Source organism: Sphingobium sp. CCH11-B1, from assembly GCF_001556865.1.
Classification (GTDB): Bacteria; Pseudomonadota; Alphaproteobacteria; order Sphingomonadales; family Sphingomonadaceae; genus Sphingobium.
The window spans coordinates 26,907-38,403 of sequence record NZ_LSJY01000169.1 but is presented as its reverse complement, the minus strand read 5'-3'; the positions used below and the strand labels follow the sequence as shown (position 1 = coordinate 38,403).

General features: G+C 61.5%; 14 protein-coding genes. 6 read left to right on the top strand and 8 right to left on the bottom strand.

Annotated features, from left to right (window positions below; translation table 11 throughout):
- Nucleotides 1-20: 20 nt before the first annotated feature.
- The 5 genes from AX724_RS17035 (at nucleotide 21) to AX724_RS17015 (ending at nucleotide 4,627) form a co-directional block, all read left to right on the top strand.
- Nucleotides 21-530 (top strand): toxin-activating lysine-acyltransferase, encoded by a 510-nt coding sequence (locus AX724_RS17035; protein ID WP_066768610.1) that lies wholly within the window; start codon nucleotides 21-23, stop codon nucleotides 528-530.
- A 141-nt stretch (nucleotides 531-671) separates the two neighbouring features.
- Entirely contained in the window at nucleotides 672-1,379 is a 708-nt protein-coding gene (locus tag AX724_RS17030; protein WP_066768607.1) for a hypothetical protein, read from the top strand.
- Between the two features lie 4 nt (nucleotides 1,380-1,383).
- Complete coding sequence (locus AX724_RS17025) at nucleotides 1,384-2,016, top strand: hypothetical protein (protein WP_156448131.1); 633 nt, start codon at nucleotides 1,384-1,386, stop codon at nucleotides 2,014-2,016.
- A gap of 68 nt (nucleotides 2,017-2,084) precedes the next feature.
- A complete protein-coding gene (locus tag AX724_RS17020) occupies nucleotides 2,085-3,794 on the top strand; it encodes an ATP-binding protein (protein ID WP_066768602.1) in 1,710 nt (569 codons plus the stop codon).
- On the top strand, nucleotides 3,788-4,627 hold the full coding sequence (locus AX724_RS17015; RefSeq protein WP_066768600.1) for a hypothetical protein: 840 nt from the start codon (nucleotides 3,788-3,790) through the stop codon (nucleotides 4,625-4,627). Before AX724_RS17020 ends, AX724_RS17015 begins: the two co-directional genes overlap by 7 nt.
- Before the next feature lie 30 nt (nucleotides 4,628-4,657).
- On the opposite strand, the gene AX724_RS17010 is transcribed toward AX724_RS17015, so the two are convergent.
- Both AX724_RS17010 and AX724_RS17005 read right to left on the bottom strand, forming a co-directional pair.
- Entirely contained in the window at nucleotides 4,658-4,984 is a 327-nt protein-coding gene (locus tag AX724_RS17010) for a hypothetical protein (protein WP_066768598.1), read from the bottom strand.
- 473 nt (nucleotides 4,985-5,457) lie between these two features.
- Nucleotides 5,458-5,829: a hypothetical protein gene (locus AX724_RS17005; protein WP_066768595.1), complete on the bottom strand. Its 372-nt coding sequence runs from the start codon at nucleotides 5,827-5,829 to the stop codon at nucleotides 5,458-5,460.
- 184 nt (nucleotides 5,830-6,013) lie between these two features.
- Between AX724_RS17005 and AX724_RS17000 the strand changes: the two genes are divergently transcribed.
- The gene (locus AX724_RS17000; RefSeq protein WP_066768718.1) at nucleotides 6,014-6,250 is read left to right on the top strand and encodes a hypothetical protein; all 237 of its coding nucleotides are present in this window, start codon (nucleotides 6,014-6,016) and stop codon (nucleotides 6,248-6,250) included.
- A gap of 17 nt (nucleotides 6,251-6,267) precedes the next feature.
- On the opposite strand, the gene AX724_RS16995 is transcribed toward AX724_RS17000, so the two are convergent.
- The 6 genes from AX724_RS16995 to AX724_RS16970 form a co-directional block, all read right to left on the bottom strand.
- Nucleotides 6,268-6,771, bottom strand: a complete 504-nt coding sequence (locus AX724_RS16995) for a hypothetical protein (RefSeq protein WP_066768592.1) — start codon at nucleotides 6,769-6,771, stop codon at nucleotides 6,268-6,270.
- A gap of 280 nt (nucleotides 6,772-7,051) precedes the next feature.
- Complete coding sequence (locus AX724_RS16990) at nucleotides 7,052-8,032, bottom strand: SLOG family protein (RefSeq protein ID WP_066768590.1); 981 nt, start codon at nucleotides 8,030-8,032, stop codon at nucleotides 7,052-7,054.
- A 411-nt stretch (nucleotides 8,033-8,443) separates the two neighbouring features.
- Nucleotides 8,444-9,454 carry a DUF2493 domain-containing protein gene (locus AX724_RS16985; RefSeq protein WP_066768587.1) on the bottom strand — a complete coding sequence of 337 codons (1,011 nt, stop codon included), beginning with the start codon at nucleotides 9,452-9,454 and terminating at the stop codon, nucleotides 8,444-8,446.
- Between the two features lie 73 nt (nucleotides 9,455-9,527).
- Nucleotides 9,528-9,809 (bottom strand): hypothetical protein, encoded by a 282-nt coding sequence (locus tag AX724_RS16980; RefSeq protein WP_066768584.1) that lies wholly within the window; start codon nucleotides 9,807-9,809, stop codon nucleotides 9,528-9,530.
- 88 nt (nucleotides 9,810-9,897) lie between these two features.
- The gene (locus AX724_RS16975; RefSeq protein ID WP_066768581.1) at nucleotides 9,898-10,368 is read right to left on the bottom strand and encodes a DUF736 domain-containing protein; all 471 of its coding nucleotides are present in this window, start codon (nucleotides 10,366-10,368) and stop codon (nucleotides 9,898-9,900) included.
- A gap of 325 nt (nucleotides 10,369-10,693) precedes the next feature.
- Nucleotides 10,694-11,200 (bottom strand): hypothetical protein, encoded by a 507-nt coding sequence (locus AX724_RS16970; protein WP_066768578.1) that lies wholly within the window; start codon nucleotides 11,198-11,200, stop codon nucleotides 10,694-10,696.
- Between the last annotated feature and the right edge of the window lie 297 nt (nucleotides 11,201-11,497).

The window sequence follows — 11,497 nt, the reverse complement described above, 5'->3', positions numbered from 1 at the left end:
GATCGAGAAATGGACCTAAGATGACTACGAAACAGGATAACACCACTACCGCGCCACTGACCGTCAGCCATTTCCTTGGGGAAATGACCTGGCTCCTCACGCAGTCTCCCCTGCATCGGAGTTTCAGTATTGCCGACATCGAGTGGCTGCTCATGCCGGCGCTCCTGCATGAGCAATTCTACATGTTCCGTGACGGCCAGCAGCCGGTGGGACTTGCGCTGTGGGCGAAATGTTCGCCCACAGCAGCGGCCAAGCTCGACAAAGGCATGGTCGAACCGGAGAACCGGCTGAGCCTTGATGAATGGAAAGGCGGCGATCAGATCTGGCTCGTGGACCTGATTGCACCCTTCGCAAATACCGACAACAAGCAGCGGGAAATCATGATTGCCGATCTGATCACCGGCCCGCTCAAGGGGCAGGAATTCCGCTTCCATCAGACCGATCCAGCCACCGGCAAACGGTCGGTTCAGGTCGTGTCTGCGGACGCAGGGGACCGCTTGCGCCAGGCTGTCGAAGAGGCTGCGCGGTAGTCGGCAGGGTTGAGCACTCGACCTTCGGAGAGTGCTTGCCCTGTTTAACTCATATCTCCGGTCGCGACCCAAACGCTATCCTTAAATGGACGGCCAGAGAGGTGGGCGGAGCAATTTTTTCGTTTCATTTGGGGGTAGATCGTGAAGAAGTCTCTGCTTGCGGCGGCACTTGCCGTTGCTGTCGTCATGCCCGCGTCGTTTGATCCGGCCGTTGCCAGGCAGCGCACCGTTATCGAGCAATTACCGCTCGAGATCGTCGACAAGAACTATGTCGATCAGGTCGAAGTTATCCTCGCCGACACTGCCACCGCCAAAATGGCGGAACTGGACGCGAAGGCTGGCGAAAAGCGGAGCGAGGCAGGCCTTGCTGCCTATGATCCTTCGGGCACGGTGACTGTCCAGGACCAATATGCAACCGTGCCCTTCTCGTCGATGATGCCCTTTATCATGCGTGATGTTACCCGGAAATGGGGGCTCACGCAGGAGCGTGGTGGCAAGGCGGTCAACCTGCGTATCACGATCGAGAACATCAAGACCGCCAATGCGGGCATGGCCCTGCTGCTTGGGAGCAGCGACGAGCTTTCCGGAGAAGTCGTGGTGCTCGATCCCGTCACGCAGCAACAGATCGGCAACTTCTACGTCCAGGTCGTCAATGCCCATGGGGGCCTTGCCGGGTTGGCTATGCGGGGATCGGGTGTGCGAGAGAAGCTGGTCGAGGAATTCGCACTCGAAAGCTCGCGGATCCTGACCGGGAGCACTAAGAAGGACTGGAAGAAGCGGTTAAAAGCCAACGAGAAGGTTGCCAGCGAAAAGGCGAACGTGATCACTTCAACCAAAGTGGGCGCCTGATCGCATGCTGCCTCCCGCACGTCGTTTTGCCGTACCGCTTCGCGCGGTCAGCATAGCTGCGGTCGCCTTGCTGGGCGTCTGTTTGCCCAGTTCAGTCAGTTCTCGTACCGTTGAGTATTTGAGCGACCTCACAGCTATTGAGGCCGCCGCCGCCGATCAAGGCATTCCAGGACCGTTCTCGCAAGCACCCGCAGTCGGCGGTGCCACCATCGCTCTGGAGGGGGCATCGGCCGCGGATCATCGCGTCATCGTCGCCAGCAACTATTGCCAGGCGTATCACATCGAGAACCCGGTCTCCGCGTTGCTCCAAGATCTGGTGACGTCCGCGAACGGGGGAGCGGATGGAAAAATCAGGTCGATTGATAAACCATCGGTCACGCTGCGCCTCCTGTCGGGCTCGACCGTTCTGCGCTGCATGGGAAAGAGTGACCTGGCGACTATCTGCAAGAACAGGGTCCGGATCACGGCAGAGGCGAGCGTGATCCATGCAGACGGATCGATCGCGCAGGTCCCTCTGGTCGCGCAAGTTGAGCGCGAAGGGCGAGTGGGAGGGCTTTGCGGTAATATTGCGCGCTACACGGGGATCGTGACGAGAGAAGCCGCGATCGACCTGCTCCGACAGGCGTGGACCTTATAAGAGCGCTCCGGGCATAATGACTGGGTCGGATAAATCGATGCCTGAGATACTATGGGATGGGGCATGCAATGAAGACAGTATATCTCGGCCGCCAGAGCCGGCGAGTTACCCCCGCCCCCGACATGGAGGGCGATGTCCTGGAGTTGCTCGCGGACAACTGGGATGATTATGGCAACAAGACCACGTTCGCCACGACTTGCCGCATCGCGGGCAAAAGGGTCGAACTGGGATATCTGAAGTTGATGCTGGAGGACGCCGATTCCAGCGAACGCAAGCTGGATAAGCTGCGCGAAGAAGGGTGGAACGGAATTTTTCCGATCCCGGGCACACGGTATCTGTCACTGCCGGGCGAGATCAGCTTTTACGAGCAATTGCGCGACCGTCTTGGCGAGGCAGCGGCAAAGCAGGCAGCCCAGCAATTGCGAGATGCAAGCTATCTTGTTTATATCGAACAAGATCCCGATGCGCTTGCGTTGATCGATACCCAGGCCTTCCGTAAATCCCTCCAGCGTGAGCGCGGGGAGATCAAATCCTATCTGGATGGATGGAAGATTTTCGCGGCGGCCTCTATGGCGGTTCTCGACCTGGGCTTCCGCTTCAACGACGTGTATGGCGACCTCTCCACGCTCAATTTGAAGTTCAGCCAGCGCGGGTTGCTGCCCCATGGCGTCAACGTGCTGATCGGTCCAAACGGGGTCGGCAAATCACAGCTGCTGCATCAATTGGTGCGGGACTGGCTCGACGACAATCCCAAAAAGGACGAGCATGACGTCGGATTTGTCGAAAAGCCAAACCTCAGTCAGATCGTCGTCGTCTCCTACAGCCCTTTCGAGCGTTTCCCTGTGGACCTGGAGGCGCACGAGCTTCAGGACAAGGAAGTCTATCGGTATTTCGGTTTTCGCGGGCGTTCGGTCAGCAGGACGAAAGGGAAGCTTGGTGGAATATCGCTCACTCACCAGGCGCCCAAGAAGAACGCGGCCGCATCCCTGCTGGACTGCCTGACGGACGATCTACGCTACAAGGGCTTGCGCAACTGGGCGAACAAGTTGGCGACCGTTGAAAAGGTTCTTCGCACGGCCTTTGCGTTCGATTACGCCACCGTCAACATCGGCGTCCCGGACGGTAGAGCCAGCCGGCTTTACAGCGATGCGGGGCTTCTCGACGATCTCGCTTTCGACGTCGACGAGGAGCGATATGTGCCGATCAGTTCCGACCGGATCGAAGAACTGAAAATCGACAAAATCCGCGATGCACTCAATGCCGCCGATGGCGTGACCTTCTTCCATGACGGCGAGATCGTCGAACTGAGTTCAGGCCAGAAGCTGTTTTCCTTTATCGTCATCAATATCCTCGGGGCAATCCGCCGCGATAGCCTGATCCTCATCGACGAACCGGAGCTGTTTCTGCATCCGACGCTGGAAATCCAGTTCATCGATATGCTCAAGACGATCCTCGACCGGTTCAATTCCAAGGCGCTGCTGGCCACCCATTCGCTGGTTACCGTACGAGAAGTTCCCACCGACTGCGTGCACGTGATGGCGCGGACGAAGGACGGGTTGTCGATCCGGACGCCGCCCTTTCAGACCTTTGGTGGCGACATGCAAAGGATCAGTTCCTATGTGTTCGGCGACAGCGAAGCGTCGAAGCCTTTCGAGCGATGGATAACCGAGAAGCTCGAAGAACTGGGGTCCGCCGAAGCCCTGATCGAGGCCCTCGGCAAGGATATCAACGAGGAACTCGCCATCCAGATTCAAGGGATGGAGCGCGAAGGATGGTGATGCTTTTGCCCGTGCCGGGCGCCGACTGCCTCACGTTGATCGATGCTGTCGTGGCGGAGCGGACCAAGGAACCCAACAAGAGTTTCTTCCAATCGATCGCCGCCGAATGGAAGGTGCGGGTTGGCGTATATATCGCCCATGGAGGGTCCCCGGCGCAGGTGCAGACCTGGCCCGCCGCCGAAGCTAAGGGAGGGGCATTCAAGAACCTCTATAGCCACCCCGCCGAGAATTCGGCGCAAGGCGCGATGCTGGAGGCATTGCGGGGCCATGACCTTGACATCTGTCCGGCATGCGGCAGCCCCACCCCCCCGGAAACGCTGGACCATTATCTGCCGAAGGGGCGATATCCGCAATTCGCGATCACCCCGGTCAATCTGACCCCAATGTGCGATCCTTGCCAGCGACGGAAGAAGGAAAAAACGGGGAACGCTGTGTCGCCGCGCTTTTTCATTCATCCCTATTTCGACGCCTTCTCATTGCCCCAGATCGTGCAGTTGGACATTGCCGCGCCCTTTGTAGCACCGACTTTCAGCCTGACGCCGCATCCCGATCTGACCGTTGAAGAGACGGCACTGGTGACCACCCATATGCGGGAACTTCAGGTCGCCCGCCGCTATGTCCGCTTTTTTCGAAACGAGCATCGCCGCCTGCTGCGCAATGTCAGTAAGATGCGATCAACGGGGCTTGTCGTCATCGACAACATCGCGGCCTGGCAGGAGGGGCATGCACATCCCACCGCCAATAGCTGGCACCACCTCTTCTACGATGCGGTGACCCGCAACACACCGCTGGTCGATTATCTGACGAACGGCGACCTGCCAGCTTTCCTATAAACGGCAGAAAATCGGGCCGAATGATGAGGGTCAGTTGCCTCTGATGATGATCGACGGCAAAGGCTCTCCGCCCGTCTCCTGGCGGTGGCGCCGGATCTCGCCGATTCCCAACCTGATCTTCTTGGCCACGATGTCCGACATCCGCCGAACATCGCCGGGCGTATCGAGACCGGGGACTCCTTCCAGAAATTCAGTCAGCAGAATCGTGAGCATCTGACAGACTTCGGCCGAGCCGATATAGAGGGTGTCGCCCTTCCCCGCCGCATTGGATCGTTGCCTTTCCGCCGACACTTCGCAGATGGCCTTGACCACCGCCCGACGAAGGTCGCTGATATACTCCTCGTTCAATTCAGCCATGGGTGATGTCCTTCCTGCTGGAGCGAGGAGACCATGATTTCGGGCATGCAGCAGCGAGTCCAGCCCTTTTGATGAAGTGGCGCATCCTGAAGCCGCATATGACGCGTACCACAAGATATTTCAAGGTAACTCAAAGGGATAGGGCGGCCCTAGTCGGTCCCGTGGTTCACGTACGACGCTCCGCTGGAACTGGGCCATACGCGTATTACGGCCATATCACCTTGTTTTTACGGGCTAATGTGCCTGCAGCACCCGTGCGTAGGGTCCATTACAAAACGGCCTTGCGCCGTGCGTCCCGCCTTACGCAGCGCGCTCGCGCTGCGCAGCCTCGTGCCGGAAGGCGCGGGGCAACCTTGCTTCTGGAGATTGGTGTTCACCGCCGCAGCGGCTCGAGGGACAAAGGCCATGGGTGGGGGCTCCCTGCAAGCAAAAAAGGGGCCGGATTCGAGCCCGACCCCGGAAGTCATTCGCTACTATTCGCCCGGGCATGGAGGCTCCGGATCGCTGAGGAAAATATTATGATGGGCGTTGTAAACGATCTGCGCGGTCTCGTCGGTCCGCCCCTGTGCCTTGAGGATTAAATAGGCATTCGAGGTCGCGGCGATCAAGCCCAGATCATGGGCCTTGGTCGTCGCCTCATCATATTCAGCGTCGCATTCGCCGGTGATGACAAGGTCGTGGGTAACCGGGTCGGTATAGCCAGTGTAGCAACCGGCATAGTGATCTGCCCGTCTGACCTGTTCCTCGATCTGGCGAATGAGCGCGAAACCTCTGATCTGCGCAGCCCAGTAATCGGGGTCATTGGGTTCGACAAAGCGATCGAGGTGGGGTTCGGTGGTGGACATGACCGTCTCCTTGCCTCCCTTGCCTGCGCACGGGAGGAACGATGGGAAGATGAGATCTTGGGAAGGAGGGAACTGCAGATTGCAGTCGCCGGTGCCGTTAAAAGCGTCGATCGCCCCTTGCCTTGCACAGTGACTCTGGCAGAATGCGGCGCGACGGGCAGGCCATCGGGGAAGGACGATGGACATGCCAAAGATGACGGAAAGGGATCGGCTTGCCGATCTGGAAGCGCGTCAGCGCAAGCTGACGCAGGACCTGGAAAGTGCCCGCAGCGCCCTGCGCGGCAAATATGCTGCGATCGTGAATGGCCTGCCCGTCGAGAAACTCACGGAGCGGGAGTTCCGCGAGCTTCTGACGCACGCGATCCGGGTCGGTGGTGGCAGCGCGTTAACAGCGCTCAAGGGACTGTCGCCAGCCACCTGATGTACCGAAACGGATTGTCAAAGATGCCGGCAGGGGTGCGCTTCGAGGAACGCGCTCCTGTCGGAATCGGACCGGAGGGTGATGAACCGCTCTTCCGGCGTGAGCCAGATGAGAATGAAGCATCGCCGCGCCGCCAGTCGGTGAATGTTGGCAAGACTTCCCCGACTGCGACCGTCCCAGATCACGAGACCGCTGAAGGCATCCCGCGCCATCGACGCATCCTTCGGGGCATGGTAGGCGGCGGTCCCCTTTCTCCCGGAAGAGGGAATGTGCCGGACGGGCCAATCACGTAGATTGTTACGCGGTCCCTCGCCTGAGCAGTAGACCGTAACGCCACCGACATTCCGGTCGGAGAGATGGCGCTGGACCAACCGGTCCGCACCGCGCGCGTCCCCGATCAGGATAGGAAGCCGGCGATCGAGAATGCCACTGATACGCTCGATGACGGGTTCGGGAAGCGATGCGATCGAAAGTGATCCCGAAACGAAGACGCCGGCATGGGAGGGGGTGTGTTCGGTCATGGCTTTGATCTCCTCAATTGAGCCACCCTCCCCGTCCCTCCTCTCCTCTGATTGTAGGGCTGGACGTTGCAGGCACGACCATCCCCGCCGAAACGGCACCCGAAGGGTGTCCCTGCGACGAGCACGGCGGAGCCGCGCGCAGGAGGCCGGGACCGCGTAGGCGGTTCCGCATCGCGCCCGCGACGGGCCCGCTTGCGGGTCCCAGAGCGGGGGCGAGTGTGACGCTCGAAAAAGAAATGAGGACCGGCCCGGTGAACCGGACCGATCCTCTTGGGATAACTCACTGCGCCTCCCATCCCTGATCGCTGAGCGTGACGAACCGCGCCGGGATACGCTTCTCCCTGACGAGGCGCGCGAGGTGCGATTGCAGACCTGATCCTTCGCAGACCAGCGCCTCGATGGGCCGCAGTCCGACCATCTGCTCGTTGCGTACGAACCCTGCCCTCTTGCCCAGCTTCGCACTGAGGCGGAACGTGATGAGCTTCACCTTTCGGGAGGCTGCCCATGCTGCGGCCATGGCGTCGCACCCCTTGTCCTGCGCCGTCGTCGCCAGCACCATCTTCGGATTTCGGGATTTCGCCTCGTCGAGTTTGCCCCAGATGAGGCGGTCGTCGAACCAGCAGTCCGCCCCGCCGGAGAAGATCACGATGGGCCCCTGCGGATTGTGCGCGTCGGTTCGGCGCTGGCGGCGGGCGGCGAGGAAATCGGTGGCGGCTATGACCGAGGCAGTGCGCTTGCTTGACACCAGCGATCCTTTGGGCGCGGACCACGGCCGCCCGGTTTCGGTGTGGAAGACGTCGGCGGCGTGATCCCGCATGCACCGCAGGGCGTCGGTGGCTTCGTCGAGATATTCGAGTTCATCGCGTGCCTGCTCGAGTTCGACGCCGTGGATTTCGCTGCCGTCGGCGCGCCGCAGCAGGTCCTGAACATCACGCATCGCCTTGTCGGCCTGGCCCTGCCACTGGTCGGCGACGTGATGGAAACTGTTGACGATGCCCCATGCGAGGCGTTCGGCGGCGGGCTGTAACCGTGTGTCCCGCAGCACGTCGAAGAGTGTCGTGACAATGAGTTCGACGGCAAGCTGTGCTTCCCTCGGATCGGGCATGTCGGTTGCCATCTCCTCCTCGCCGCGCCCGATGCGGACGCCGTCGAGGTCGGAGGTGAAGGCGGCGTGGAAGTCGTCGGTGGTGGGCCTGGTCTCCTGCGCGATGAATTCGGCGATGTCGGAGAATGGGCGGACGCTGCGGTTGATCTTCGTCATGTGAACCTCCTTTGAAACGAAAGAGGTCCCCCCTTGGGCACGGGCTCCGAGCGGCGGGGTCAAGGATCGCGTAGCGACCGGCGCAGCCGGCGATGGGGGTCACGATTTTTTTGGGCGGCCACCGTCATCGCAGAGGAAACGCGCCGCTGGACCCGCCCAAAAAAATGGTGGGGCCCCGTCGTCCTTGAGGCCGACGCGGTCCCGTGCCACCATTGGAATTCTTGAGAGAGAGAAGAGGCTTTGCGAATCTGGGGCTCGATGCCCCTGATTCGCAAATGGGTGCCTCCAGGCGCCCGCCTCGCGGGGAGCACTGCCAACCCTTGACCTCATCGCCGCGACCAGCATCCCCCGCATAAAAACGGGGACAGCGCGCAGCGCCGCCCCCGACGGGATGATTGAAGTTTGCAGAAGTTACGCCGCCCGACGCAACCGACCTCGTTGCGGTGGAGCGACCTTTTCGACCGGAGCCTGATCGGCCTTGCGGAACGCATGGATCGGGACGCCTGCCTTACGCAGGGCCTGATAAAGGTTGGCCTGAATACCTGATCCCTCACCCAGCAGGGCTTCGACAGGCTTCAGGTCCACCAGCTTGCGATTGCGGGCAAAGGGTGCACCGCGCCCCGAACCCGTCAGCGAATAGGTCACGAGTTGTACGTCGCGACTGCCTGCCCATGAGGCCACGATCGCATCGAAACCCTTGCGCTGCGCGGTCGTCACCAGCGTCATGTGCGGGATGCGCTCGAGGATGGTATCGAGCCGGTCCCAGAGGAGTTGCCAGTCATGCCATTCCGCATGGCCCGAGGCGATGACGATCGGTCCTCTGGGGCGGTACCGCTCGCGTGTCGCAAGCTCGCGGGCGCGCAGGAAATCCTGTATCGAGACCTGCGTGGCGGTCGCCACCTTGGAGACGCGCGACCCACGTGCGGGTGACCATGGACGGCCCGATAGTGCATGAAAGGTCTCGGCGGCATAGTCGCGCATGCACTCGACCGCCTCGCGCTGTTCGGTCAGCGACTGGCACAGCAGCTGCTTCTCCTCCAGTTCGGTATTGAATACCTCCGAAGGCTCCGTCCGGCGGATCATGTCGCGCAACTCGTCGGCCAGCATGTCCTCCTGTCGCTCGAGCTTGCCGGCAACGAAATGGAAGCTGTTGACCATGCCCCATGCGATCTCGGGCGCGAGCGCGTCGAGGCGGGTATCGGTCAACAGATCAAAGATGGTGGCGATCACCCCGGCGCAATCGGCCTGCGCGTGAAGGGGTTCGGGCATGTCATGTTCGCCGGGTTCATCGCCAGGGCTGATGATCGAAAGCGGCATGGGATCGCCGAAGGCGCGCCTGAATTCCGGGGTCGCCGTCATCTGCGCGATCAGTGCCGGAAGGTCTGCGAAGCGGCTGATGCTGCGCGAACGGTCTTGGGTCATGGGACTTCTCCCTTTCATGCAAAAAAAGAAAATGGGGCGCAGACGCGCTGGCGTCCCGCCCCATGGCGTCGGATCAGTGCATGCTCGCCCGAGCGCGCGCGACGAATGTCGAGCGCGTCAGGACGGCATCGACGATGTGCGCCGCATGCGGCGCGAAGGGTGTGCCATCGAGCAGGTCGTAGATAGCCGCGATGACCTCGCCGCAGGTGACCCCGATCGGGATCGCTGGCGTGCGGGTCGTGGTGGAGATTTGCGGCGTGAGCAGCTCCGCAATGGCGGGACTGGCCATAATCGCGGCACAGAGCGCGGAGAGATCGGCGAACGGGGCGAGGTCATGCAAGGAAGAAAACGACATGGACTGTCTCCTCATGGACGAGAAAAAAGAATGGGCCGGGGAAGCCTGACGCCTCCCCGGCCCGGAACCTGTTCCGATCAACCGGTGATCAGAACGGGTCCTCCTCGCCGAACGGCGCGTCGGCACCGGTCAGTTCTCCGTCAGTACCTGCGGTACTGTCGCCGAAGCCGCCCTGATCGCGCGAGCCGCGATCGTCATAATTGGTGCGGCTGGTCCCCATGCCTCCGCCGAAGTCGGAGCGCATGTTCTCGCGCCGCCACGCGACCATGTAGCCGCCATGATCCGCCTGGAAGAGCGCGATCGGCAGCGGTTCGGGCAGGCTGGGGTCGTCGATGTTGCCGGCAAGGAACACCTCACCGGTACGCTTCGAGGCGGCCTCCCACAGTGCGCCGACCTGAACCCAGCGACGCGCGACATTAAGCGCTAGGATCTCGAAGACGGGGGCCTTCTCATTCTCGCTCATGACCTTGCGCAGCCCGATGCGGGGGAGATCGATCGTGCGGGTGGCGATCGAGCCCGTCAGGCGGCCGTTCTGATTGAAGATTTCACCGATGTTCATCGTCTTGACCTTTCGAATGTCGCTCGAAATCCATTTTCCGGCGACACCCTCCCCGGTCCTTCTCTCCTCTGTATCCCGCCCTCGCCCCGCGCGCCGCCCGCTCGCGGCCAGGCGCTCCCGTTCCCGCTGGCGCGACGCCGCCCCGCCTGCCCCACGCTCAACGCCGCGTCCCGCCCACAACTCTGCGTGACCACCGCGGAATGGCGCGGAGCCGGGATGGAAGGTGCGGGGCCGAAGATGGGTTGGGGAGCGAGGCTGGAGGCGCGGCGGTAGCCGCGCTGGCGCTACCGTCGCTGGAGTGCCTGTCGCGGGGCGCGTCGCAGGATCAGGCGGTTCCGGCCGGCGCTGCAGGTGTGACGGGAACCACCTGCACACACTGGTGCGTCCCCAGTATCGCGAGCAACTGGCTGATGGCGGCGGCCCGCGCGGCGGAATCCGGGAATATCTCGATGGTGTAGGCGTCGCGTGCGAACATATCGCCCTGATCTGCCGCCAGCGCGACATGATCGGCAGGCCAACGGCAGAGCAGAAGCCAGGGCCAGCCCGCGATGGTGGGATCGAAGAGCGCGAAGACGATATCGATGGTGGTGAGCGCGGACGCTCTGCGATCGAGCAGATCGGGCACGATCGGCGCGGGTCGATCTGCCTGGAGGAAGGCCTCGAACTCCTGCCGCTCTTCAATGGTCTCCAGGATTACGGGATAATAGCGCCCGAGTGGCAGGCTGGTAGACGCAAAGGCCAGGGGAACATCGATCAGCAGCACATCGGGCAGAGTCGCGATAGCCCGTGTATAAAGATGTCGGTTTATCGCGAGATCGTCAGAAAGACGCATCGGGGGATGGACAACTCATAACCAGCGGGAAAGCCTTAGCTGCATGCTCTTCACCCAGATCCGAAATCTCCCATGGCCTCGAAGCACAAGCTGAATTGAGGCGGGCCGACTTTCCGGTTCGACGTCGAATTCGCCGGCCTGGCGGGCGGACGTACCTCGACGGGTAGACGGCAGATCATCCTCGGTAAAAAGGCTGGCTTGCCGCGCGTCAGACATCAGGGGTCAATCCCATGTTCCAGCCCGTTCCCTCTATCAAGATATTGCAGTCGGCGCGTCCGGATACTGCAAGGCTAAGGG

What these genes read in the sequence shown, in the direction of transcription:
- AX724_RS17035 (WP_066768610.1), top strand. Translation starts at nt 21, where the DNA reads ATGACTACGAAACAGGATAACACCACTACCGCGCCACTGACCGTCAGC.
- AX724_RS17025 (WP_156448131.1), top strand. Translation starts at nt 1,384, where the DNA reads ATGCTGCCTCCCGCACGTCGTTTTGCCGTACCGCTTCGCGCGGTCAGC.
- AX724_RS17020 (WP_066768602.1), top strand. Translation starts at nt 2,085, where the DNA reads ATGAAGACAGTATATCTCGGCCGCCAGAGCCGGCGAGTTACCCCCGCC.
- AX724_RS17015 (WP_066768600.1), top strand. Translation starts at nt 3,788, where the DNA reads ATGGTGATGCTTTTGCCCGTGCCGGGCGCCGACTGCCTCACGTTGATC.
- AX724_RS17010 (WP_066768598.1), bottom strand. Translation starts at nt 4,984, where the DNA reads ATGGCTGAATTGAACGAGGAGTATATCAGCGACCTTCGTCGGGCGGTG.
- AX724_RS17005 (WP_066768595.1), bottom strand. Translation starts at nt 5,829, where the DNA reads ATGTCCACCACCGAACCCCACCTCGATCGCTTTGTCGAACCCAATGAC.
- AX724_RS17000 (WP_066768718.1), top strand. Translation starts at nt 6,014, where the DNA reads ATGCCAAAGATGACGGAAAGGGATCGGCTTGCCGATCTGGAAGCGCGT.
- AX724_RS16995 (WP_066768592.1), bottom strand. Translation starts at nt 6,771, where the DNA reads ATGACCGAACACACCCCCTCCCATGCCGGCGTCTTCGTTTCGGGATCA.
- AX724_RS16990 (WP_066768590.1), bottom strand. Translation starts at nt 8,032, where the DNA reads ATGACGAAGATCAACCGCAGCGTCCGCCCATTCTCCGACATCGCCGAA.
- AX724_RS16985 (WP_066768587.1), bottom strand. Translation starts at nt 9,454, where the DNA reads ATGACCCAAGACCGTTCGCGCAGCATCAGCCGCTTCGCAGACCTTCCG.
- AX724_RS16980 (WP_066768584.1), bottom strand. Translation starts at nt 9,809, where the DNA reads ATGTCGTTTTCTTCCTTGCATGACCTCGCCCCGTTCGCCGATCTCTCC.
- AX724_RS16975 (WP_066768581.1), bottom strand. Translation starts at nt 10,368, where the DNA reads ATGAACATCGGTGAAATCTTCAATCAGAACGGCCGCCTGACGGGCTCG.
- AX724_RS16970 (WP_066768578.1), bottom strand. Translation starts at nt 11,200, where the DNA reads ATGCGTCTTTCTGACGATCTCGCGATAAACCGACATCTTTATACACGG.